The organism is Pseudoduganella sp. RAF19, from assembly GCF_052114165.1.
GTDB lineage: Bacteria > Pseudomonadota > Gammaproteobacteria > Burkholderiales > Burkholderiaceae_D > Rugamonas.
In genome coordinates this window covers 945,791-968,722 of the sequence record NZ_JBFREF010000001.1, presented here as the reverse complement: position 1 = coordinate 968,722, position 22,932 = coordinate 945,791, and the positions used below count along the sequence as shown (strand labels likewise).

Annotated in this window: 22 protein-coding genes; 9 read left to right on the top strand and 13 right to left on the bottom strand. The window is 61.5% G+C overall.

The window, feature by feature from the left end; genetic code table 11:
• Position 1 precedes the first annotated feature (1 nt).
• The 3 genes from AB4Z19_RS04580 to AB4Z19_RS04570 are packed head-to-tail and all read right to left on the bottom strand — an operon-like array spanning position 2 to position 3,667.
• Positions 2-1,399, bottom strand: coding sequence for a dihydrolipoamide acetyltransferase family protein (locus AB4Z19_RS04580; RefSeq protein ID WP_442029266.1), 1,398 nt, complete (start codon positions 1,397-1,399; stop codon positions 2-4).
• A 2-nt stretch (positions 1,400-1,401) separates the two neighbouring features.
• Positions 1,402-2,433, bottom strand: a complete 1,032-nt coding sequence (locus AB4Z19_RS04575) for an alpha-ketoacid dehydrogenase subunit beta (protein ID WP_442034420.1) — start codon at positions 2,431-2,433, stop codon at positions 1,402-1,404.
• A gap of 1 nt (position 2,434) precedes the next feature.
• Positions 2,435-3,667, bottom strand: coding sequence for a 3-methyl-2-oxobutanoate dehydrogenase (2-methylpropanoyl-transferring) subunit alpha (locus tag AB4Z19_RS04570; protein WP_442034418.1), 1,233 nt, complete (start codon positions 3,665-3,667; stop codon positions 2,435-2,437).
• Positions 3,668-3,839: 172 nt separating this feature from the next.
• Here AB4Z19_RS04570 and AB4Z19_RS04565 point away from each other — a divergent pair, with 172 nt between their 5' ends.
• The gene (locus tag AB4Z19_RS04565) at positions 3,840-4,667 is read left to right on the top strand and encodes a hypothetical protein (protein ID WP_442027283.1); all 828 of its coding nucleotides are present in this window, start codon (positions 3,840-3,842) and stop codon (positions 4,665-4,667) included.
• Between the two features lie 90 nt (positions 4,668-4,757).
• Complete coding sequence (locus tag AB4Z19_RS04560; RefSeq protein ID WP_442027281.1) at positions 4,758-7,406, top strand: DNA translocase FtsK; 2,649 nt, start codon at positions 4,758-4,760, stop codon at positions 7,404-7,406.
• 478 nt (positions 7,407-7,884) lie between these two features.
• Here AB4Z19_RS04560 and AB4Z19_RS04555 read toward each other — a convergent pair whose 3' ends face one another.
• The gene (locus AB4Z19_RS04555; protein ID WP_442034416.1) at positions 7,885-8,796 is read right to left on the bottom strand and encodes an AraC family transcriptional regulator; all 912 of its coding nucleotides are present in this window, start codon (positions 8,794-8,796) and stop codon (positions 7,885-7,887) included.
• Positions 8,797-8,919: 123 nt separating this feature from the next.
• Here AB4Z19_RS04555 and AB4Z19_RS04550 point away from each other — a divergent pair, with 123 nt between their 5' ends.
• Positions 8,920-9,753 (top strand): oxidoreductase, encoded by an 834-nt coding sequence (locus tag AB4Z19_RS04550; protein WP_442034414.1) that lies wholly within the window; start codon positions 8,920-8,922, stop codon positions 9,751-9,753.
• A 913-nt stretch (positions 9,754-10,666) separates the two neighbouring features.
• Here AB4Z19_RS04550 and guaA read toward each other — a convergent pair.
• Positions 10,667-12,268, bottom strand: coding sequence for a glutamine-hydrolyzing GMP synthase (gene guaA, locus AB4Z19_RS04545; protein WP_442034412.1), 1,602 nt, complete (start codon positions 12,266-12,268; stop codon positions 10,667-10,669).
• Positions 12,269-12,318: 50 nt separating this feature from the next.
• On the bottom strand, positions 12,319-13,779 hold the full coding sequence (guaB, locus tag AB4Z19_RS04540; RefSeq protein ID WP_442034410.1) for an IMP dehydrogenase: 1,461 nt from the start codon (positions 13,777-13,779) through the stop codon (positions 12,319-12,321).
• Between the two features lie 120 nt (positions 13,780-13,899).
• Here guaB and AB4Z19_RS04535 point away from each other — a divergent pair, with 120 nt between their 5' ends.
• Positions 13,900-14,424, top strand: coding sequence for a DUF4124 domain-containing protein (locus AB4Z19_RS04535; RefSeq protein ID WP_442034408.1), 525 nt, complete (start codon positions 13,900-13,902; stop codon positions 14,422-14,424).
• 27 nt (positions 14,425-14,451) lie between these two features.
• Here AB4Z19_RS04535 and AB4Z19_RS04530 read toward each other — a convergent pair whose 3' ends face one another.
• Together AB4Z19_RS04530 and AB4Z19_RS04525 are read right to left on the bottom strand one after the other, a co-directional pair.
• Positions 14,452-14,736, bottom strand: coding sequence for an RnfH family protein (locus AB4Z19_RS04530; RefSeq protein WP_442028156.1), 285 nt, complete (start codon positions 14,734-14,736; stop codon positions 14,452-14,454).
• Positions 14,729-15,160, bottom strand: coding sequence for a type II toxin-antitoxin system RatA family toxin (locus AB4Z19_RS04525; RefSeq protein WP_442028157.1), 432 nt, complete (start codon positions 15,158-15,160; stop codon positions 14,729-14,731). The genes AB4Z19_RS04530 and AB4Z19_RS04525 overlap by 8 nt, the downstream gene beginning before the upstream one ends.
• Positions 15,161-15,227: 67 nt before the next feature.
• Here AB4Z19_RS04525 and smpB point away from each other — a divergent pair, with 67 nt between their 5' ends.
• From smpB to AB4Z19_RS04505, 4 genes are all read left to right on the top strand, one after another.
• On the top strand, positions 15,228-15,677 hold the full coding sequence (smpB, locus tag AB4Z19_RS04520; RefSeq protein WP_442028158.1) for an SsrA-binding protein SmpB: 450 nt from the start codon (positions 15,228-15,230) through the stop codon (positions 15,675-15,677).
• 86 nt (positions 15,678-15,763) lie between these two features.
• Entirely contained in the window at positions 15,764-16,450 is a 687-nt protein-coding gene (locus AB4Z19_RS04515; protein ID WP_442034406.1) for a hypothetical protein, read from the top strand.
• Positions 16,450-16,992 (top strand): FlgO family outer membrane protein, encoded by a 543-nt coding sequence (locus tag AB4Z19_RS04510; RefSeq protein ID WP_442024547.1) that lies wholly within the window; start codon positions 16,450-16,452, stop codon positions 16,990-16,992. Before AB4Z19_RS04515 ends, AB4Z19_RS04510 begins: the two co-directional genes overlap by 1 nt.
• Positions 16,993-17,036: 44 nt before the next feature.
• The gene (locus AB4Z19_RS04505; RefSeq protein WP_442024549.1) at positions 17,037-17,486 is read left to right on the top strand and encodes a cupin domain-containing protein; all 450 of its coding nucleotides are present in this window, start codon (positions 17,037-17,039) and stop codon (positions 17,484-17,486) included.
• Here the strand turns inward: AB4Z19_RS04505 and AB4Z19_RS04500 are convergent.
• Complete coding sequence (locus AB4Z19_RS04500) at positions 17,467-18,294, bottom strand: NAD-dependent protein deacetylase (RefSeq protein WP_442024551.1); 828 nt, start codon at positions 18,292-18,294, stop codon at positions 17,467-17,469. The two genes, AB4Z19_RS04505 and AB4Z19_RS04500, sit on opposite strands and share 20 nt — an antisense overlap.
• 3 nt (positions 18,295-18,297) lie before the next feature.
• On the bottom strand, positions 18,298-18,546 hold the full coding sequence (locus AB4Z19_RS04495; RefSeq protein WP_442024553.1) for a DUF1272 domain-containing protein: 249 nt from the start codon (positions 18,544-18,546) through the stop codon (positions 18,298-18,300).
• Between the two features lie 59 nt (positions 18,547-18,605).
• Between AB4Z19_RS04495 and AB4Z19_RS04490 the strand changes: the two genes are divergently transcribed.
• A complete protein-coding gene (locus AB4Z19_RS04490) occupies positions 18,606-20,123 on the top strand; it encodes a helix-hairpin-helix domain-containing protein (RefSeq protein ID WP_442034404.1) in 1,518 nt (505 codons plus the stop codon).
• Between the two features lie 4 nt (positions 20,124-20,127).
• On the opposite strand, the gene AB4Z19_RS04485 is transcribed toward AB4Z19_RS04490, so the two are convergent.
• From AB4Z19_RS04485 to AB4Z19_RS04475, 3 genes are read right to left on the bottom strand one after another with little or no spacing between them, the layout of a single operon-like run.
• Positions 20,128-21,549 (bottom strand): HEAT repeat domain-containing protein, encoded by a 1,422-nt coding sequence (locus AB4Z19_RS04485; protein ID WP_442034402.1) that lies wholly within the window; start codon positions 21,547-21,549, stop codon positions 20,128-20,130.
• Positions 21,546-21,965 (bottom strand): DUF4259 domain-containing protein, encoded by a 420-nt coding sequence (locus AB4Z19_RS04480; protein ID WP_442024559.1) that lies wholly within the window; start codon positions 21,963-21,965, stop codon positions 21,546-21,548. The genes AB4Z19_RS04485 and AB4Z19_RS04480 overlap by 4 nt, the downstream gene beginning before the upstream one ends.
• Positions 21,966-21,998: 33 nt before the next feature.
• Entirely contained in the window at positions 21,999-22,919 is a 921-nt protein-coding gene (locus AB4Z19_RS04475) for an SPFH domain-containing protein (RefSeq protein WP_442024561.1), read from the bottom strand.
• Positions 22,920-22,932: the final 13 nt, after the last annotated feature.

The window sequence follows — 22,932 nt, the reverse complement described above, 5'->3', positions numbered from 1 at the left end:
ATTACTCCACGAATAGCATCGCTGGACATTCAAGCAAAGCACGGATGGCCTGCACGAACTGCGCCGCGTGCATGCCGTCGACCACGCGGTGATCGAATGAGGACGACAGGTTCATCATCTTGCGGACCACCAGACCACCCTGACGCACCATGGGCCGCTCCACAATTTTGTTGACGCCGATGATGGCCACTTCCGGATGATTGATTACCGGCGTTGTGACGATACCACCCAAGGGACCCAAGCTGGATATGGTAATCGTGGAACCGGACAACTCCTCGCGCGTGGCCTTGCCGGTACGCGCAGCATCGGCCAGGCGTCCGATCTCGGTTGCGCAAGACCACAAGTCGCGTGCTTCGGCGTGACGCATCACCGACACCATCAGCCCAGCGTCGGTCTGAGTGGCGACGCCGAGATGGACGGCGCCGTATTGCGTGACGACGCCGGCATCGTCATCGAAGCGCGCATTCATCTGCGGGAACTCACGTAGCGCGACCACCAGGGCGCGCGCCAGCAGAGGCAGCACGGTCAGCTTGCCGCGTTCCTTGCCCCACTGCTCATTCATGCGCACACGCAGGCTTTCAAGCTCGGTCACGTCGATCTCCTCCACGTAGGAGAAGTGCGGGATGCGGCGCTTCGACTCCTGCATCTTCTGCGCGATCTTGCGGCGCAGGCCAATCAGCGGGATGGTCTGTTCCGAATGATTCTCGCGGTAGCCGCCCGCCACTACGGACGGTGCACCTTGCACGCCACGCGCGACGTAGGAATCGAGGTCAGTCTGCAGGATGCGGCCAGCCGGCCCGCTGCCGTGCACGAACTGCAGTTCGATGCCCATGTCCCATGCACGCTTGCGCACCGCCGGCGAGGCAAGCGGACGCTCGCCCGCTTCGCGCGCCACGCGCACGGGCGCTTGCGCCGCCGGCAGCGCAGCCGCATGCGCCGCTGCGGGCACACCGGCCGTGTACGACGCTGGTGCCGATACTGATCCCGCCACCGGTGCCGGTACTACTGCAGGGGGCATCGGCTTCGCGGGCGCGCCTGGAGGCGCTGGCGCTACAGGCGCGCTGCCCGGATGCGCGGATGCCGTCGGCGAAGACGCTGGTGCCTGTTGAGCGGCGGACGCGGATGCCGCACCGGGCTGCGCCTTCAGATTACCCTCACCCTCCACTTCAATATGGATCAAGTCCGATCCCACGGCCATCACCTGCCCCGCCGCGCCGCCGAGCATGGCAACGGTGCCATGTACCGGCGACGGAATCTCAATCGTGGCCTTCTCGGTCATGACGTCGGCCAGAATCATGTCTTCGGTGACGGCATCGCCGACCTTGACATGCCACATGACCAATTCAACCTCTGCAATGCCCTCGCCAATGTCAGGCATCTTGATGACGTGAATACCCATCGTTATGCCTCCATCGCACGTTTGAACGCCGCGCCAACCCGCGCCGGACCCGGGAAATACGCCCATTCCTGCGCATGCGGATAAGGCGTATCCCATCCCGTTACGCGTTCAACCGGCGCTTCCAGATGGTAGAAGCAATGCTCCTGGACCAGCGACACCAGCTCGGCGCCGAAGCCGCAAGTACGGGTGGCCTCGTGCACCACCACGCAGCGGCCGGTTTTCTTGACCGATTCGACGATCGCCTCCAGGTCCAGCGGCCACAGACTGCGCAAGTCGATGATCTCGGCGTCGATGCCGGTCTCACGCGCTGCCGCATCGCATACCCACACCATGGTGCCGTATGCGAGCACGGTCAGCTGCTTGCCTGGCCGGAAGACCGACGCCTTGTCGAGCGGGACGGTGTAATAGCCCTCGGGCACTTCGCCTAACGGATTCTGCGACCAAGGCACCACTGGCTTGTCGTGGTGGCCGTCAAACGGCCCGTTGTACAAGCGTTTCGGCTCAAGGAAGATCACCGGATCATCGTTCTCAATCGAGGAAATCAGCAGGCCTTTGGCATCGTAAGGATTCGACGGCATCACCGTGCGCAGGCCGCAAACGTGGGCGAACACGGCTTCCGGGCTTTGGCTGTGGGTCTGTCCGCCGTAGATGCCGCCACCGCAAGGCGTGCGGATGGTGATGGGCGCGGTGAAGTCGCCCGCCGAACGGTAGCGCAGGCGCGCCGCCTCGGACACGATCTGGTCATAGGCCGGATAGATGTAGTCGGCAAACTGGATTTCTATGCACGGACGCAGCCCATACGCCCCCATGCCGATCGCCACACCAACGATGCCGCCTTCGGAAATCGGCGTATCGAACACGCGCGATTTGCCGTATTTTCTTTGCAGGCCCTCGGTGCAGCGGAACACGCCGCCAAAGTAGCCTACGTCCTGGCCGAAGACCACGACATTCTCGTCCTTCTCCATCATCACATCCATCGCCGAACGCAGCGCCTGGATCATGGTCATGGGCGTTTTGACTGTGTTTTCCGCCATCTCAGATCCCCAGTTGCTGACGTTGCACGCGCAAGTGTTCCGGCATGTCTTTGTAAATGCCATCGAACATTTCGGCGGGACTGAAGGTGTGGCCGCTGGCCATGGTGCCGTACTGTTCCGCCTCTTTCTGCGCGGTCAGCACTTCCGCCTCCAGCCGTTTCTGCGTTTCGTCGTGCTCCTGTTCTGACCAGGCGCCGGCTTTGATCAGGTACTGCTTCAGTCGTGCGATCGGATCGCCCAGCGGGAAATGCGACCAGTCATCACCGGGACGGTACTTCGATGGATCGTCCGACGTTGAATGTGGGCCGGCGCGGTAAGTCACCCACTCGATCAGGCACGGACCGAAGTTGCGGCGCGCCCGTTCGGCAGCCCAGCGCGACGCCGCGTAGACCGCCAGGAAGTCATTGCCATCGACGCGCAGCGATGCGATGCCGCAGCCGACGCCGCGCGCAGCAAAGGTGGTGTCCTCGCCGCCGGCGATGGCCTGGAAGGTCGAGATGGCCCACTGGTTATTGACCACGTTCAGGATGACTGGCGCGCGGTACACGTGGGCGAAAGTCAGTGCGGTGTCGAAGTCCGCCTCCGCCGTGGCGCCGTCGCCGATCCATGCGGAGGCGATCTTGGTATCGCCCTTGATCGCCGACGCCATGCCCCAGCCTACGGCCTGGATGTATTGTGTCGCCAGATTGCCGGAGATGGAAAAGAATCCCGCCTTCTTCACCGAGTACATCACAGGCAGCTGCCGTCCCTTGAGCGGGTCGCGTTCGTTCGACATCAGCTGGCAGATCATGTCGACCATCGGATAGTCGCGCACCACCAGAATGCTTTGCTGGCGGTAGGTGGGAAAGCACATGTCGTCTTCATTCAGCGCGAGTGCCTGCGCGGTGCCGATCGCCTCCTCCCCCAGGCTCTGCATGTAGAACGACATCTTCTTCTGGCGTTGCGCCATCAGCATTCGGCTATCGAAGATGCGGGTCTTCATCATGGCGCGCAAACCCTTGCGCACGACTTCGATATCGATCTGCGGCACCCAGGGGCCAACGGCATTGCCCTCGGCATCGAGCACGCTAATCAGGGAATACGCGAGATCGCGCGTTTCCATCGGAGGCACGTCAACTTCGGGACGGCGCACGGCACCGGCCGGTGACAGGCGCAGATAGGAAAAATCGGTGGCACAGCCTGGACGCCCCGTCGGTTCGGGCACGTGCAGGCGAAGCGGTTCGCCCTGACTCATTCTGATTCCTTCATATGCGATGGTGTCGCAGGAACAATCCTGGCGGACTTACCGCGGGTAGCGGCGGCCTGCCTGGGGCACAGAAATATTTCCTCGAAAGCAATCATAGCGTAGCACGCTTTTCCAGCCGCAAAAAGGGGAGCACAAGCAAAGCTGTGGTAATGTGCAGACCATGCCGCGCTTCACCCACTTTTTTGCTTCCCTGCTCATTCTGTCGTCCCCGGCACTCGCGCACGCCGAGACTCCGCCCAACGCCTCACCTCTTGAATTACGCATTCCCGTGGTATCCGATGGACATGCCACTTATTTCATACGCCTTCTGGAGGCGTCATTAACGCTGATTCATCAGCCTTACCGTATCCATTTCGTGAAGGATGTCCCGGCACGCCGCATGTGGACAATGCTGGGCAAAGGCGACATTAATCTTTTCTACGGATTGCAAAAGAGGGAAAGGGACATCGATAAAGACATCGTCCCGGTGCGCATCGGTTTGACCAATGGCTTGATCGGCCAGCGCGTATTCCTGATCCGCCCTACTGACGCAGCATCCTTTGCCGGCGTCAAATCCGTGTCCGATTTGAGGCAGACCAGGCTGGTCGCCGGTTTCGGCGAAGGATGGGGCGATGTAAAGATATGGAATAAGGCAGGTCTGCCGCTGTACGAGCACACCGCGCCGTGGAATACCATCTACGCAATGGTGGCAGCGGGAAACCGCCACGTCGATTATCTGCCGCGCGGCGTCATCGAAGTCATGCCCGAAGTGCGCCGGCATCCGGAATTAACGGTGGAACCGCGCCTGCTGGTGGAATATCGAGGCGACTTTGTTTTCTATTTATCGGCATCCGCCGCCAACTACCGGCCCATCATCGAGCGCGCCTTGAAGGAGGCGGAAGCTACCGGACTTAAAGCGCGCCTGATCGAGGAGAGTTTCGGCCCCGACATCAAAGCATTGGGCCTGGATCGCCGTATTCGCCTGCGCCTGTCTACCACTCCGGATTGAGCCGCCGCGAAAAAGCAGGTTCAGCGCTCGGGGTTGTGAAACGCGCGTGATAAACTTCGCACTTGCTTAAGATTCGAAGAAAGATTTTGAATGGCAGTGATGTCGTTGCTCGGTTGGTCGGTGTTTTGGTCACTTCCTTTAGTGTGGCGATTCGTTAAGGTCTTCCTGCTGAAACGGGGCACTTTGCTCGGCCAGGGCTTTATCCGCGTGGTCCTGGGCACGATGCTGATGCTGGCGGCGACCTTCTTCGCTTCGACTCTCGGCAAAGGCGCCGGATTGGCAGTGATGCTTGCCGCCGCGCCCTTCTTCGTGCCTTGGCTGATTGGCTATCGATCACTGGACCTGCTGTCCTGGTGCATCCGTGCGGTGGCCGGCGCCGAGGAGCCGGCTGCAGCGGAACGGCCGGCAACCCCACGTGCGGCACCCGCGCCCCGCGCGCCAACGTCTCGCACGCCTACGCCCCGCACGCCTAAGCGGCGTCCCGAGCGCCGCCCCGGCGAACCGCCGCCCGCAGCTGTCTTCGGGCCGCAGAATAGCAAAGCAAGCGCCACTCCGCCTGCGCGATCAAGCGAAGAATGGGCGCCGTTTGAAAGTATTCGCCCGACTTCCGCCATGCTGGCCCGCGCCAAGGCTGAGGAAGAAGCCAACGCGCGCATCAAGCAAGCTGAAATCATCAGGATCGTGAAACTGCCGCAGCCCGTGCCGCCGGCTGCGCCGAACATTGTGTCTGTGTCCGCCACTGCACCGGGGCATATCCCAGTGCCTGTGCGGCCCGCGCCCGAGTCGGCGCCTGCGCCTGCGCCTGCGCCGGTGTCGCCATTGCAGGAAGTGGTCATCATCGAGCACGCCGATGAGCCGGCGCAATTGGCATACGCCGCGCCAATGGAGATCCACGCAGAGCCGCAGTATGTCGAATGGCGCGAGGTCAAGCCTGCTCCACCACCACCGGCTCCGGCTTCGGCTTCGGCTTCGGCTTCGGCTTCAGTTTCGACTCCGGCTTCGGTTTTGGCTCCAACTCCGGCTTCGGTTTCGGCTCCGGTTTCGGTTCCGGCCCCGGCTACGAATCTGCTTCCGCCCCTGCCTCCACAAACGCCAGCGTCCGCAGCGCCGAGCGCGCCGCCTGTGTCAGAGCCGCCTGTGTCAGTGGTACCTGTGCCAGCACCACCTCCGCCAGCCCCCGCTGCGCCAGCGCACCCGCCCGTAGCGCCGCCACACGTTCCGGTCACCCCACCGGTCGCATACGCGCCGCCGCCCGAAAGCGACGTCGAGCTTCCTGGCCTCAACTTGCTGGCTCCGTGCACCGAAGTCTCCGTCGACATATCAACTTCCGAGCTTGCAGCAACCGGCGAGTTGATCGAACAACGGCTCAAGGAGTTCAAGGTGCCGGTGGCCGTGCTCGGCGCGTCCGCCGGACCGGTTATTACGCGCTACGAGATCGAACCAGCCATCGGCGTGCGCGGCGCGCAGATCGTCGCGCTGATGAAGGACCTATCGCGCGCACTCGCCGTGACCTCTGTCCGCGTGGTCGAAACCATCCCCGGCAAAACCTGCATGGGTCTGGAGCTGCCGAATGTCAGCCGCCAGATGATCCAGCTTTCGGAAATCCTGGCCTCGGACGCATACCGCAACTCGCGCTCCTTGCTTACGCTGGCAATGGGCAAAGACATCACCGGCGCCCCGGTAGTCACCGACCTCGCCAAAGCCCCGCACATGCTGGTCGCCGGCACCACTGGTTCCGGCAAATCGGTGGCGATCAACGCCATGATCGTGTCCCTGCTGTACAAGGCCACGCCTGAAGATGTGCGAATGATCATGATCGATCCGAAGATGCTGGAGCTGTCGGTCTACGACGGCATCCCTCACCTGCTGGCGCCCGTGGTCACGGATATGAAGCTCGCCGCCAACGCCCTCACCTGGTGCGTCGCAGAGATGGAGAAGCGCTACCGGCTGATGTCCGCGCTGGGCGTGCGCAATCTGGCCGGCTTCAACCAGAAGATCCGCGATGGCAGAGCCGCAGAAAAATACGTGACGAATCCGTTCTCGCTGACGCCCGACGCGCCCGAGCCGCTATCCACCCTTCCAACGGTCGTTGTGATCATCGACGAACTGGCGGATCTGATGATGGTGGCCGGTAAAAAGATCGAAGAACTGATTGCACGTCTGGCACAGAAAGCCCGTGCGGCCGGCATCCACCTGATCCTGGCCACCCAACGCCCCTCTGTGGACGTCATCACAGGCCTGATCAAAGCCAACATCCCTACCCGCGTTGCGTTCCAGGTTTCGTCCAAGATCGACTCCCGCACGGTGCTCGACCAGATGGGCGCGGAGACCTTGCTCGGACACGGCGATATGCTGTTCCTGCCACCGGGCAGCGGCTACCCGCAACGCGTGCACGGAGCGTTTGTATCAGACGAAGAAGTACACCGGGTGGTCGACTACCTGAAGCAGTTCGGCGAACCCGATTACGAAGAAGCCATCCTGGCCGGCGCGCCCGCCGAGGAAGCAGCCTCCGATCAGCCAACAGACCTGATTTCTGGCGAAGCCGATCCGCTCTACGATGAAGCGGTGGCCTGGGTCATTCGCAGCAGACGCGCTTCCATCTCCTCCGTCCAGCGCCAATTCCGCATCGGCTACAACCGCGCCGCGCGCCTGGTGGAAGACATGGAAAAGGCCGGCATCCTGTCATCCATGGCGACAAACGGCAGCCGCGAAGTATTGGTGCCCGCTTCCGCCGACTAGAATACGAGAATTCGAGGAATTCGGGATGGGTGACTTACGCAAACTTATATGATGGATAGTCCGTATACCCGGCAGCAGTACCGCCGTAGAACGTATTAATCAGAAGCCTGGCGCTGGGCGGCCGCGCCATCACCTACGACGGCCTGATTCTGGCACCGTTTTCGCTATACGCTTTTGAGGTCCTGATACGGGCCGACACAATTGGAAGCTACGCCTACCGCTACTTCTTCGAGCCACCGCCGGCAGACGGTTTGACCTTGTCAGCGCCCACGCAGGTGCTGGTGATTGCAAAGCGGGACGTGATGCTTACATGGTTTCAAGCTCTGAGCAGCTATGCCATATATCCTATGTATCGTGATTGCTTGAATCGCCAGCGCACTACCTGATCGGGGCGGCGACAGGGGTCTTCGCGCCCCAAGCACGCCGGTCACAACATTAATCACTCACAGCTTTACACAGTACCGCCTCCTCCACTCGCTTAGTGTGAGGAGACAAACTCGGCGCCGTCGAACGCTGGCGGAATGGCAAAATTCTCCCTCATGCGTTTGGCCTCCGCCGCCGGCGTCAAACCGAATTGCCGGCGAAACTCTCGACTAAACTGCGAGGGGCTTGTATAGCCGACGGCATAGCACGCGGCTTCAGCGGTAAGGTCTTGGCGTACCATGAGCAAGCGGGCCTGGTGCAGCCTGGTCGCCTTCAGGTATTGCATCGGCGACGTCTGCGTGATTGCCTTGAAATGGCTGTGAAACGCTGGAACGCTCATGCCCGCCTCCCGCGCCAGCTGCGCCAGGTCGAGCGCGTCCGCATAAGCGGTATGGATGCGGCGCAACGCGCGGCCAATCCTGCCGTACTGGCCTTTGAGCGCCAGGGCCTCCCGCATTGCGCGTCCCTGCGGGCCGGTGAGAACCCGGAAATACAGTTCGCGCAGCATCCCCGGCCCCAGTACGACGGCCTCCAGCGGCCGGCTCATGGTTTCCAGAAAACGCAGCACCGACGCTCTCATATCGGCATCGATTGGACTCGACACCATGCTTTGCGGCGCCTGGACCGGTTCATCCACGGCCTGGCGGTCGATTTGCAGCATGAGGTCCGCCGCGATGCCGAAGTCGAGGTGCAGATACAGCGCAAGTAAGGGCTGCACCGGTGTCGCCTCGGTCTCCATGTCGAACGGCACGGGAACGGACACGGCCAGGTAATGCTGCGCATCGTACACATACAGCTTGTCACCGAAGTAGCCGCGCTTGCAGCCCTGGCAAACGATCACGATACCTGGATCGTAGAGTACCGGCGTGCGCGTCAACGCCCGGTCGGAGCGCAATATCCGCACGCTGGGCAGCGCAGTCAGGTTGTAGCCCTCGACAGGCGCCAGTGTATGCAGCAGCTTGACCATCCGGCGCTGTGCCTGATTTACAGCCATGGACATAGTTTTAGGCAAGAAAAGTAGCCGAATATGGCTTAATGAATGAGTTGCCGAAGAATACCATGCAATCTCCTTCAACTTTGGGAAGCACATATGACAAGCAATAACCTCTTGCTGATCACCGGCGTCAGCAGCGGCTTTGGCCGCGCCCTTTCCGAGCATGCGTTGGCCCGCGGGCACCGTGTGGTCGGCACGGTCAGAACCCCCCAGGCTGCTGCAGCGTTCGAGGCCTTGTGTCCGGGGCGTGCCCACGCGCGTCTGCTCGATGTGACGCAATTCGATGCAATCGACGGCGTTGTCGCAGAAATCGAAGCGTCCGTCGGCGCGGTGGATGTCCTCGTCAACAATGCCGGATACGGTCACGAAGGGATACTGGAAGAATCTCCGCTGTCAGACATGCGCCGCCAGTTCGACGTCAATGTCTTCGGCCCGGTCGCCATGATAAAGGCCGTGCTGCCGTTTATGCGCTCCCGCCGACGCGGCCATATCGTCAACATCACCTCGATGGGTGGCTATATCACGATGCCCGGCATCGCCTACTACAGCGGCAGCAAATTTGCGCTGGAAGGCATCTCGGAAGCACTCGCCAAAGAAGTCAAAGCCTTAGGCATCGCCGTCACTGCGGTCGCACCTGGCTCATTTCGCACCGATTGGGCTGGCCGCTCGATGCAGCGTACAGCGCGTTCGATTGCCGACTACGACGCGCTGTTTGATCCGGTGCGCCGTGCGCGCGAGGAGAAGAGTGGAAAACAGCTAGGCGTTCCAGCCAAGGCGGCGCGTGCGATCCTCGCCGCAATGGCAGCGGAGGCACCACCGATGCACCTGCTGCTGGGTAGCGATGCGCTGCAGCTGGTGCGGGCCAAGCTGGATGACCTGAGGCTTGCGTTCGACGCGTGGGAAGAGCTCACGGCCTCAACCGACGGTTGACTGTTATCTCCAGATATCTGCATGGATCGCGTGCCCGGCGGCGGTGTGCTAATAACTCATTCCAAATTGGGATAAATTCCCGCGCAACGGGCACCCGACGTTTCCGACCGCCCCAGCCTTTCATCGACCGGCACGAATCATCTCTACGCAGAAACGGGCAGAAGGCTTGAAGTTAGCACTTGATCTCCACTCGGCATAGCACGGCTCTGTGGTTTACGACCGAAGGTATCGCCGGAGGGCGTTGCGAAAAATGCCCAGTCGCAACCTGACCCAGCCCGAGGGGATTCACTCCATACGCCAACTGTTTTCGATATATCGTGTACGGAAGAGTAGGCGATAGTTGCGACTAGCTTCAGCCGAAACGCTGGCTGGGTTTGAGCGAGGTGACGCGCTGAGCGAGCTGTCACCGTTCGTCTACGCTGACCAGGTTCCGAATCCTACGAGTAGACTTGCGGTTCCAGCTGCGAGCCGGCCCGGCACCATTTCACCTGCACGGAAGAGCACGTCACATCAGGGCCATCAAATCGTCGTGGCGGTGCGACACGATCTGGTCACTCAGCTTCATTGGAGCATTTAGTCGCCGCAACAAGATTACCCTGCAGCCTGAATTTTGCGGAGCGGATCTCCGCAGAACCTGAGAGTGAAAGATGAGACAAAAATCAGTCTGTCCACCTTCGTTTCCACCTTCGCTCCAGCAGATCTTAAAGCCGAAGAATGGCGTGCATTTAAAGCTGGTTCCACTTCGCCTATGTCGACTCCGCCATCTTACACTTGGCATCAGTCGCGGGGGGGGCACCAAATGGGGACTGGCGAAGTTTGAACACGCGCCTCAACCCGGAAATAAAAAGCCCCTGAAATCAGGGGCCTTATTCTTTGGCTCTCCCGGCAGTTTCAATTTATGCCGGACAGTGAATCACTCCCACTCGATAGTCGCAGGCGGCTTGCCGCTGATGTCATACACGACACGGTTCAGGCCGCGGACTTCGTTGATGATGCGGTTGGAGACCTTGCCCAGCAGCTCGTGCGGCAGGTGCGCCCAGTGGGCGGTCATGAAGTCCTGGGTTTGCACGGCGCGCAGGGCTACGACGTAATCGTAAGTGCGGCCATCGCCCATCACGCCAACCGATTTCACCGGCAGGAAGACTGCGAACGCCTGCGAGGTTGCATCGTACCAGTTCTTCGGCGCCTCTTCGCCCTGCATCACAGCGCCTTCATACGGCGTGTTGCGCAGTTCTTCGATGAAGATGGCGTCAGCGCGGCGCAGCAGGTCGGCGTATTCCTTCTTCACTTCACCCAGGATGCGCACGCCCAGGCCTGGACCTGGGAACGGATGGCGATACACCATCTCGTGCGGCAGACCCAGAGCCACGCCCAGCTTGCGCACTTCGTCCTTGAACAGTTCGCGCAGCGGTTCGAGCAGCTGCAGCTTCATGGTCTCCGGCAGGCCGCCCACGTTGTGGTGCGACTTGATGGTCTGGCCTTTCTTGCCCTTGCCTGCGGACTCGATCACGTCCGGATAAATCGTGCCTTGCGCCAGCCACTTGGCGTTGACCAGTTTGCCCGATTCAGCCTGGAACACTTCCACGAATTCGCGGCCGATGATCTTGCGCTTCTGCTCCGGGTCGCTCACGCCGGCCAGGTGGCCCATGAACTGTTCGGTCGCGTCGATCTGGATCACTTTCACACCCAGGTTCTTGGCGAACATGTCCATCACCATCTTGCCTTCGTTCAGGCGCAGCAGGCCGTGGTCCACGAACACGCAGGTCAGCTGGTCGCCGATCGCGCGGTGGATCAGCGCCGCGGCTACGGACGAATCGACGCCGCCGGACAGGCCCAGAATCACTTCATCCGTGCCGACTTGCGCGCGGATCTTCTCAACGGCTTCGGAGATGTAGTCCGGCATATTCCAGTCGGACTTGCAGCCACAGATCTCGTGTACGAAGCGGCCCAGCATGGCCTTGCCCTGTACGGTGTGGGTGACTTCCGGGTGCCATTGCACGCCGTAGAAGCGGCGCTGCTCGTCGGCCATTGCAGCGATCGGGCAGGAGTCGGTGGACGCCATCAGCACAAAGCCTGGCGGCAGATCCAGCACCTTGTCGCCGTGGCTCATCCACACCTTCAGCATGCCGTGGCCTTCGTCGGTGACGAAGTCGTTGATGCCGTTCAGCAGCTTGGTGTGCGAACGCGCGCGCACTTCGGCGTAACCGAATTCGCGCACCAGGCCATTTTCAACTTTGCCGCCCAGTTGCGCAGCCATGGTCTGCATGCCGTAGCAGATGCCCAGCACTGGCACGCCCAGTTCGAACACGGCTTGCGGTGCGCGTGGCGAATCGCCTTCCAGCGTGGAGTTGTGGGAACCGGACAGGATCACACCGGCCGCGCCGTAATTGCGGATGAATTCTTCGTCAACGTCATACGGATAGACTTCGGAGAACACGCCAGCATCGCGCACGCGGCGTGCGATCAGCTGGGTGACCTGGGAACCGAAATCGAGGATGAGGATTTTAGAGTGCATAGGGGGCAAAAAAAAAACGCGGCGACCGAAGTCGCCGCATTGCGGGTTACTTATTCGGAGCGGTAGTTCGGCGCTTCTTTGGTGATCTGCACGTCGTGCACGTGCGACTCGCGCATGCCCGCCGACGTGATCTCGACGAATTCCGCCTTCTCGCGCAGTTCGTCGATGCTGGCGCAACCGCAGTAGCCCATGGACTGGCGCACGCCGCCCACCAGCTGAAAGATGATCGCCAGCACCGAGCCTTTGTAAGCCACGCGGCCTTCGATACCTTCAGGGACGAACTTGTCTTGCTTCATGGTCGCGTCCTGGAAGTAGCGGTCGGCGGAGCCGTCGCTCATCGCGCCCAGGGAACCCATGCCGCGGTAGGACTTGTAGGAGCGGCCCTGGTACAGGATCACTTCGCCCGGTGCTTCTTCAGTACCGGCGAACATGGAGCCCATCATCACGGTCGATGCGCCGGCTGCCAGTGCTTTCGAAATGTCGCCGGAGAAGCGGATGCCGCCGTCAGCGATGCATGGAACGCCCGTGCCCTTCAGTGCTTCGGACACATTGGCGATCGCGGTGATCTGCGGCACGCCCACGCCTGCCACGATACGGGTGGTGCAGATGGAGCCTGGGCCGATGCCGACCTTGACTGCGTCCGCGCCGTATTCAACCAGTGCCTTGGCCGCAGCAGCGGTCGCGATATTGCCGCCGATGACGTCAACGTGCGGGTACTTGGTCTTGATGTACTTCACGCGATCCAGGATGCCTTGCGAATGGCCGTGGGCGGTGTCCACCACCAGCACGTCCACGCCCGCTTGCACCAGCAGGTCGATACGTTCTTCATCTTTCGCGCCAACGCCAACAGCCGCGCCTACCAGCAGCTTGCCATGCTGGTCCTTCGATGCGTTCGGGTGTTCGGTGGATTTCTGGATGTCCTTGACGGTGATCAGGCCGCGCAGTTCGAAGCTGTCGTTCACCACCAGCACGCGCTCCAGGCGGTGCTTGTTCATCAGCCGCTTGGCTTCGTCGGTGCTTGCGCCTTCCTTCACGTACACCAGCTTTTCGCGCGGAGTCATCTTGGCGCGCACTTCAGCGTCCAGCTCTTGCTCGAAACGCAGGTCGCGGTTGGTGATGATGCCGACGACTTCCTTGCCTTGCACGACCGGGAAGCCGCTGATGCCATACTGCTCGGTGAGCTTGATGACGTCGCGAATCTTCATGTCCGGTGGGATAGTGATCGGGTCACGCAGAACGCCGGCTTCGAAACGCTTGACGCGCGCTACTTCGCGGGCCTGGTCTTTCGGCTTCAGGTTCTTGTGAATGATGCCGATGCCGCCCTCTTGTGCCATGGCGATGGCCAGGCGTGATTCGGTGACCGTGTCCATCGCTGCGGACAGCAGTGGAATATTCAGGGTGATATTGCGGGTCAGGCGAGTCTTGAGGGACGTATCCGCAGGCAGGATGTTGGAATACGCTGGTACGAGCAGCACGTCATCGAAGGTGAGTGCTTTTTGGAGGAGACGCATAGTATTTCCTATAGGCGCAAAAGCAGATTATACAGAAAAATGGCGATTGCGTCTCTGCAATTGACAGCACTGGCGATTCAGAGTGAAATAGATTCTCTTTCTCGACCGGAAAATTGTCTTATGAATCAAAGAATTATTACGCAGCTAACGGTCGGCGCAGCAATGTTTGCATGCGCAACGCTGGCGCAGGCACAGTGGATGTGGGTGAATGAACGCGGCATCAAACAGCTCTCCGATCAGCCTCCGCCACCGTCCGTGCCGCCCAGCCGCATTCTGAAAGCACCGCCTGGACAAATGCAGGACCTGCGCAAGGAACTCAACGCGCCCGCTCAGGAAGCCGCGCCTGCAGCCGACAAGCCTGAGCCAAAAGTGGATGCGCGCCCTACCCTGGCCGAGCGCAACGCAGACTACAACAAGCGCCGCACCGAATCGGCGGAGAAGGAACAGAAGGCTGCGCAGGAAGCCCAGCAGGCCGCGCAGAAAGCCGACAATTGCGCGAAGACCCGCAGCAACTTGACCGCACTCGAAAGCGGCCAGCGCATGATCGATATCGACAAGAACGGCGAGCGTTCCTTTATCGACGACGCCGAACGCGCCAAGCGCATCAAGGAAAACCAGAACATGGTGGCGCAGAACTGCAAATAAGCTTTTACCTCCGCCGCCCGGCGGAGGTCAGACTGTCTTCTTCGCGCGGCGGCGGCGGGCGTCTTTGGGGTCGGCGATGAGGGGGCGGTAGATTTCGATGCGGTCGCGGGCACGCAGGACGGTGTCGAGCGTTTTCTTTTTGCCGTAGATCCCGACCGGCATGGTCACCAGATTGATCTCCGGCGCTTCCTGCAGGATGCCGCTGATTTCGATGGCCTGGCCGATGGTCGTGCCCTCATCCACTTCCAGTGCGTACAGAATCGGCTGCGAAGCCGGCGCGTAGCTGACGGTGATCTTGATACGGTCAGCCATACACAGTCTCGGCGCGTTTGCAGAAGGAATCAACCATCGAGTTGGCGATCATGCCGAACACGGAACCGATCACCTGTTCCAGCAGCTTGCTGGAAAACTCGTAATGCAGGTCCAGCTCAACCTTGCAGGCATCTTCGCGCAGCGCCTTGAACGACCAGGTGCCATCCAAAGCCTTGAAGGGACCGTCCACCAGCTTCATATGAATGGCGCTGTACGGCGTATTCACGTTCGAAGTCGTAAAGTGCTGCTTTACGCCGTGGTAATTGATGCCAAGGCTGGCCACAATCGTATTCTCGCCCTTTTCGCGGATTTCAACGCCGCCACACCAGGGCAAAAATTTGGGATAATCCTCGACCTTTGCCACTAATTCAAACATTTGCTCGGCGCTATATCCCAGGAATACCGATTTGTGTACTACTGCCATTTAGTAACCGTTTGCTATGATTGTTGTCAGAGAACCCGTAGTTTAACCGACCCGCGCATTTTTACACATGACCATTGCCGATAACCGCAAAGCCTTTCACGACTACTTCATCGAGGACCGCTACGAAGCGGGCATCGCGCTTGAAGGCTGGGAAGTGAAGGCCATCCGCGATGCGCGCGTCCAGATCAAGGAAGCATACGTTACGATCCGCGATAACGAACTGTACCTGTTTGGCGCGCACATCAGCGCACTGCCGACCGCTTCCACCCACATCCATCCGCAAGCCGTGCGCACGCGCAAGCTGCTGCTGCACCGCCAGGAAATCGACAAACTGATCGGAAAGGTCGAACGCGCGGGCTACACCTTGGTGCCGCTCAACCTGCATTTCAAAGGCGGCCGCGTGAAATGCGAGATCGGCCTCGCCAAAGGTAAGAAGCAGCACGACAAGCGTGCCGCCGAGAAAGACCGCGACGCCAGCCGTGAGGTGCAGTCTGCAATGAAGCAGCACCGTCGGTGACGTAGCATTCCCGCCACGGAATTTCCAACGGGTAACATCCGTGCTACACTTCAGCGGCTGATCAAAAACCGTTGGAGATGGGAATCATGCTGAACAAGGCTGTATTTGCGGTAGCCACTGCCGCCGTGCTGGCGGGCTGCGCCACACCGTACTCCCCTGTCCCGATAGCGTCCACTTTCCCGACCACGCGGCAGGAAAAACTCCAGGCCGCCGCACACTGGGACGTCATCGCCAAGCACATGTCCCAGCAGCTGATCGCCGAGATGAAGAAAGGCCCGCAGCGGCCTTTCTATATCGCCGAAACACCGCAATCCTCCCCCTTCCAGCGCGCGCTGACCGCGCAGCTGATCTCGGCGCTGGTGAATCAGGGCCAGGTCGTGTCGCGCGGCCCGGCAGGCTCGCTGCGCATCGATCTGGACGTACAAGCACTGACTTTTGCGCCTGACCGCCCACAAAGCCGCTATGCTGGCCTGCCGGCCGCGATTGGCGCAGGCGTATGGATCTTGTCGGATTCCGACCCTGCCTTCGCAGTGGCTGCCGCCGCCGCCGGCTTTGACGGCTACAACTGGTACAGCAGCCAATACGCACCGGGTGACACGCCGCAGACTGAATTGATCATTACCGCTTCCGTCACCGACCAGTTCCGCTATTACGCGCGCTCCACGTCCGCCTATTACGTCGCGGACGCCGATCGCTCGCTGTATGGCATCAAGGAAGAGAAGCCGAAGGACATCGAAGTGACCAAACTGTTCAAAGTACGGGGAGATCGTTGATGCGCAAGCTCGCCGTCGCCTGCCTGCTGCCCCTGTTGCTGGCTTCCTGCGCGAATACGCCGCCGAAGGAAGATACGAATTACGCGGCCACCTCCTCCAACCAGTTCGTGGCAGCGAATTACAAGGCGGCGGACGCCCTGCTCGCGCAGCTGTCCGGCCGTCTGGTCGTGGACAAGCCGCTGATCATGGCGACCATCGTCAACATCGATTCGCTGGAACAGACCTCCACGCTGGGCCGCCTGATTTCCGAGCAGCTTTCGACACGCCTCGCTCAGGGCGGGCTTAAAATGCTGGAGATGAAGCTGCGCAATTCCGTCTACCTGAAACGCGGCCAGGGCGAGTTGATGCTGACGCGCGAAATCGGTGAAGTGGCGCAGAACCACAATGCGCAGGCCGTGGTGGTCGGCTCGTATGCTGAAACCAGTGATGCAGTCTTCATCAATATCAAGGTCGTGCAGCCGCAGAACAATTTTGTCCTGGCGGGCCACGACTATGTGCTGGCCAAGGAAGGCATCGTCCGCTCCATGCTGCTGCAGCGCTAACGCTGCTCTTCTCGCGCGGACTCTCTGACAAGGAGACGTTCATCATGCGCAAATTCCCGCCCTGGTTGGCAGGCGCCGTCCTGCTGGCCATTCAATCCGCAGCAGGCGCCCAGCCGCTGCAACCGGCCCGCATTTCCGCCGCCCAGATCGGTCAGCTGCCTTCCGCCACAAGTCCGGCGGGGACGCAGCAAACAACCCTGCTTGGCAAGTCCACCGGTCCAGGGATTTACGTCGTGCAGGCGCGCTTCCCTGCTGGCCTGAAGATCCCGCCCCACAATCATCCCGATGATCGGGTTGTGGTCGTCCTGTCAGGGACTGTTTATGTGGGCTATGGCGATCGCTTCGACGAAAGCCAGATGCAGGCAATGCCCGTCGGTAGCACCTGGACTGAACCTGCGGGCCAGGCGCATTTCACCTGGGCGAAAGATGGCGAGGCCCTGATCCAGATCGTTGGCCACGGCCCGTCCGGAACAACTATGCTGCCGCAGCACTAAGCAGCTGCACCACACGCGGCAGCACTTCCTGTGCAGCCGCTTCCAGTTTGAAGGCCAGCAGATCATCGGCGCGCGTTTTGCCCGCATTGACGGCGGCAATCGGCTTGCCGTCCGCTGCCGCCATGCGGCAGAAGCGGTAGCCGGAAAACACCATCAGCGAAGATCCCACGACCAGCAAGGCATCGGCTTCGGTCATGCGCGCGAAGGCGGCTTGAGTGCGGTCCTTTGGCACGTTATCGCCAAAAAAGACCACGTCCGGCTGTAAGGTCCCGCCGCAAGCCTCGCATGCCGGCACCTTGAAGTCTTCCAGCGAATCGGGCTCCAGCTGCGCATCGCCATCCGGCAGCGGATGCGCCAGCACATTGGCCAACGCGGGATTGTCCGCTTCCAGCCTGCGCTGCAGCGTGGCGCGGGCGAAGCGGCGCTGGCAATCGAGGCAGAAGACCTGGTGGATATTCCCGTGCAGTTCAATCAGACTGCGCGTGCCGGCGCGCTGGTGCAGGCCATCCACGTTTTGCGTGATGACCGCATGCAGATGGCCGGATGCTTCCAGATCTGCCAATGCACGATGTCCTTCGTTCGGCTGCGCCAGGCCCAATGTGGCCCAGCCAACCATACTGCGCGCCCAGTAGCGGCGGCGTACAGTGTCCGAACGGCGGAATTCCGGTCCCTGTATGGGCGCGCGGCCGCGCCGCACGCCGTCCTTGTCGCGATAGCCCGGAATGCCCGATGCCGTGCTCAGACCCGCGCCTGTCAGCACCAGCACACGCTGGTGGCGGCGCAGGAATTCAACCAACTGCCCTTCCATCAGTCACGCTGCGGTTGCGCAGCCCTCCGGTTTGAAGACGCGGGTAGTCGACGCCGGATTGTTGGCGAGTTTGTGGGCGGCGCGCGTTGGGCGAGGCGCAAAACTGCCGCCACAGTTGGGGCAAACGCCTTTCAGCTTATTGTCCACGCAGTCGGCGCAGAATGTGCATTCAAAGGAGCAGATACGGGCATCCTTCGAATCAGGGGGCAAATCACGGTCGCAGCATTCGCAACCTGGACGCATTTGCAACATACATTTTCTCCATACTTTGGTCAGGAAAACCGCGATAGTATGCCGCAAAAGGAGAAATAATGAAGAACTGGGGACATTTTTTGGCCGGCTGCGCGCTGGCCTGTGCAGCCGCGTACGCGCCGGCTGGAGAACTGGCCGTTCTTGCACCTGTTTTGGCCGATAATGCGCCACTGTCGAAGCCTGCGCCGGATGGCAAAGGCGAAGCGCCGGTCGTATCGCGCGTTACCAGTGGGGCGCTGTACGACGCCTTGCAGAAAGAGGCATCCGATGGCTTCACTGCGCAAATGCTGGCGCTGGACGATCTGGCGATGCAGCTCTCCGGTAGCGGAAAGAGCACCTGGCTTTTGATGTCCCTTGAGGAAGGTGGCTTTCCGCGTCAGGGCTTCTGGCTGCAGGAGCCATCCGGCACCCGCTGGGTCAGCGAGCCGTATGTCGATCTGGTGGTCGATGCGGACTCGGTGGCAGATGGCAGCTTCGAAGAGATCTTCGCGCATGAACTGGGACACGTTTTTCTGCGCCGCCTGATCGGCGATCTGCCTGCCGGCCAGTCGCGCACACCGCATCACAGTTTCAGCATCACCGACCAGCAGACGGCGTTCGACGAAGGCTGGGCCACGCACTTCCAGGCGCTGGCGCGGCGCTTCACGCGCAACGAGCGCCTGCGCGCGCAGGATCAGGGCGTTGAGTTCAAGGCTTATGTACCGTTCTGGATGCATCATGTGGACCGCCACTATCGCGTAGAAGGCGTTCGCGAGAATCTGTTCGCGCATCGCACGGTCACCATGCCGGGCGCTGGCGATGCCGTCGAGCGGCGCGAACTGAGCGCGATGTTCGACCGCTCGCGCCTGAAGAACCCAGCGCAGATGCTAGCGTCCGAAGGAATGCTGGCGACCTTCTTCTTCCGCCAGCTGGCGCCCGGCGAAGGCGGCGCAGCCGCGCTGCGCACACGCTACGAGCCGATATTCCGCGCCTTCTCCACGCTAGGCGCGCAGCATCCGACCGTGGACACTGCCCTGATGCCGGTCGTGGCGCAAATCATGGTCAAGCAGTCTCCGGACGATGGCAAGCGCTTCGTGAAGGTCCTGGTCGAAACAAGTTATGGCGCCCTCACCTCACCTGCCTTGGCGGCACAGGCCGAGCGCGTCGCGCAGGCGGGGCGCTTTGCCGATGGCGATGCATTCGTGCCTCAATTGAAGGAAGCACGCAAGGCGATGGCCGCGGAAGTTGAGGATGTTCAGGCGCATCCCGACAAGCTCGCGTCCCGCGTCGGCCCAGCGCTGTGGCTGCTGCCGGTTGCGGCGCGCGGTGCTGCCGGAGCGCCAGCCCCTGGGGTTGCAGGCGGCCCTGCTGGCGGCACCAGGGCGCGCACCGTCAATCTGAACACCGCCGAACGGGAACAGTTGCTGGCACTGCCGGGCATCAGCGCCGCTGCGGCCGACCGCGCGCTGGCGAGCCGTGACAAAGATGGCTACTTCAGCAGCGTCACAGACTTCGCCCGCCGCGCCGGCTTGGCCGCCGCGCCATTGCAGGCAATGGCCGATGCTGCGCGCAAGGCCGGTAGCTTCACCCGCGAATGACGCCTTAGTCGGGGCGGTAGCGCAGGGTGTTCAGCACCGTGTTCGTCATCTCCAGATCGGCCAGCGCTTCGTCGGACACGCGCAGCAGCGTGCGCTCGCGGATGCGCGTGAGCTGGTCGATCAGGAATTGCTTCGGCAGCGTTGAATAGAGAATGTCGGATGCCTGCAAATCCTCGTGCTCACCATAGCGTTCATAGAGCGACTCCAGCCGGCGGCGCACTTCCTCATCGCTGATCGGCTGCTCGCTGCGCTCACCACGCATGGATTCGAAGACCAGACCTTTCAGGCGCGGACTGACTTGCGCAAAGTATTCGCGCGATTTGCCTTGCAGGGCTTTAGCATCGAACGCGGTCAGCGCATCGCGGCCTTGCGGGCCTCCGGTGCGGGCCAGGAAGGTGACGGCACGCACGAAGGTGTCCGGATCTTCGCTTTGCAGCAAGGCTGCTACTGCGGGCACGCTGTCCGGTGAGCCAATGGCGATCAGCACTTCCAGAACTTTGTTGCGGATGGTGCTGTCACCGAGCAGGCCGCGCAGATGCGCTTCGCCTTTAGCTCCATACTGGCCGTAGATAAGAGCAGCGGTCGTGGCTTCATCCACTGTGAATCCGTGCTGCGGCACGAAGACGGTTACCTTGCCGTGCAAGAAAGCCTTGTCCAGCAAAGGAAACAGGCGCTCGTCGTGATCTGCGGCGGTCAGATGGGCAAAGCGGAACAGCTGCTCGGAGCTGGCCTTGATCAGCGGCGCATCGGCGTCGATGGTGCGCAACGCTTGCATGCTCAGGGCCTTGTCGCCCGGCTCGCCGAGGCGGGCGAGGAAGAATCCGATATCGAGCAGGATTAGCTGGTTTGGCTGAGGCTTGCGCAATTCGGCCGCCAGCTCGCGGCGCAGCACGTGCAGCGCCGTCGGCTTGTTGTCACCGAAGAAGCGCCAGGCGTTGTCCAGCGTGTGATTTTGCTCGCGCGCTGCGACAGCGTTTGCAGGCGCCTGCATGGCGCGCATTTGCGTCAGGCGCGCCAGGACGTCCGCTTCGCCCGATGCCGCAGCTTGCCCAGCGCCAGCAGGAGCGGCCTCACCCGACGCGGCGCTCGGCAGCGAGCTCGCGCCAGCGGCAGCGATGGCCGGCACGCCGGATGCGGCGACGATATCCGCTGCACCGGATGCGTTCGCGCTGGGGCTGGCGGCTGACGACGGGCCTGCGGTGGAGGTGGCGGTGGCAGCTAAGGACGGGCCTGCGGCGGCGGTGGCTGCGGCGGTGGCGGTGGCGGTGGCGGTGGCGGTGGCTGCGGCTGCGGCTGCGGCGGTGGCGGTGGCGGTGGCCGTGGCGGTGGTGGTGGTGGTGGTGGCAGTGGCCGTGGCGGTCGCGGTGGCCGTGCTGGTGACAATTAATGCGGCGGCGAGTGCGGCGATTTGATGGCGCTCGGTCATGCGGACATCCTTTTGCTCAGCTCCTGCACGCACGCTTGCCATTCATCGTAATGCTCGCTGTCTTGCCACAGCTCGCGCAGTTCGGAGCTTTCGGCCAACACCAGCGCCAGCGCGCGGCAAGCCTTGTCGGCGAGATCCGGGCGGGGCTTGAACTTCGGCAGCACCGAAGCGACCCACTCATCGACAGCAGCGGAATCCTCGTCGGACGCGCCGCCTCGTCCCTGCAGGCGGGACAGCGTTTCGACCGCAGCCAAAGCCTCGGCGCCATATGGCGCTTCGAGATATTCGGTGGTCTCGGCCTGAAGCACATTGTTCAGGGTCTCTTCGATGAAATACAAATCCTTCGATTCCTGCAAATCCTCCGCCCAATCCTGCGCGAAGTCATTGCCGAACGGTCCTACAGCCCAAGTTCCCACATCAGCCTCCAATTCAATTGGAACGCATTGTACTCACTTCTGCGTCTTGACGACTTGCAGCGCCGTCGCAATCAAGCCGCTCATGTCCCCCAGGTTGGCGGGAACGATCAGCGAGTTGTTGGTCTTCGCGAGACTCGCAAATGCGCCCACGTACTGTTCGGCCACTTTCAGGTTCATGGCTTCCTCGCCGCCCGGCGACTGAATCGCGTTGCCGACCTGTTTCAAGGCGCCAGCCGTCGCTTCGGCAATTGCGAGGATCGCCGCCGCCTCGCCCTGCGCGCGATTGATGGCGGCCTGCTTGTCGCCCTCCGAGCGCGCGATGGCGGCTTCCCGCTCACCAGTGGCGATATTGATCTGCTCCTGCTTGCGGCCTTCGGACGCAGCGATCAGCGCGCGCTTGCCGCGTTCCGCCGTGATCTGCGCCTGCATCGCGTGCAGGATTTCCTGCGGCGGCGTCAGGTCTTTGATCTCGTAGCGCAGCACTTTTACCCCCCAGTTGGCGGCCGATTCGTCGATGGCGTTGACTACAGTCGTGTTGATGTGATCGCGTTCTTCGAAGGTCTTGTCCAGCTCCATGCGGCCGATCACGGAACGCAGCGTGGTCTGCGCCAGCTGCGTAATCGCGGCGATGTAATTGGACGAGCCGTAGGACGCGCGCATCGGGTCCGTCACCTGGAAGTAGATGATGCCGTCCACCTGGAGCTGCGTGTTGTCCTTGGTGATGCAAACCTGCGAAGGCACATCCAGCGGGATCTCCTTCAGAATGTGCTTGTAGGCGATGCGGTCAATGAAGGGCACGACAATGTTCAGACCCGGCCCCAGCGTGGCGTGGTATTTGCCGAGCCGCTCGACCACCCAGGCGTGCTGCTGCGGGACGACATTGATGGTCTTGAAGACGAAGACTAGCGCAACGATGAACAGAACCAGCGTGACGGTGCCGACGGTGATTTCCATGAGATCTCCTGAA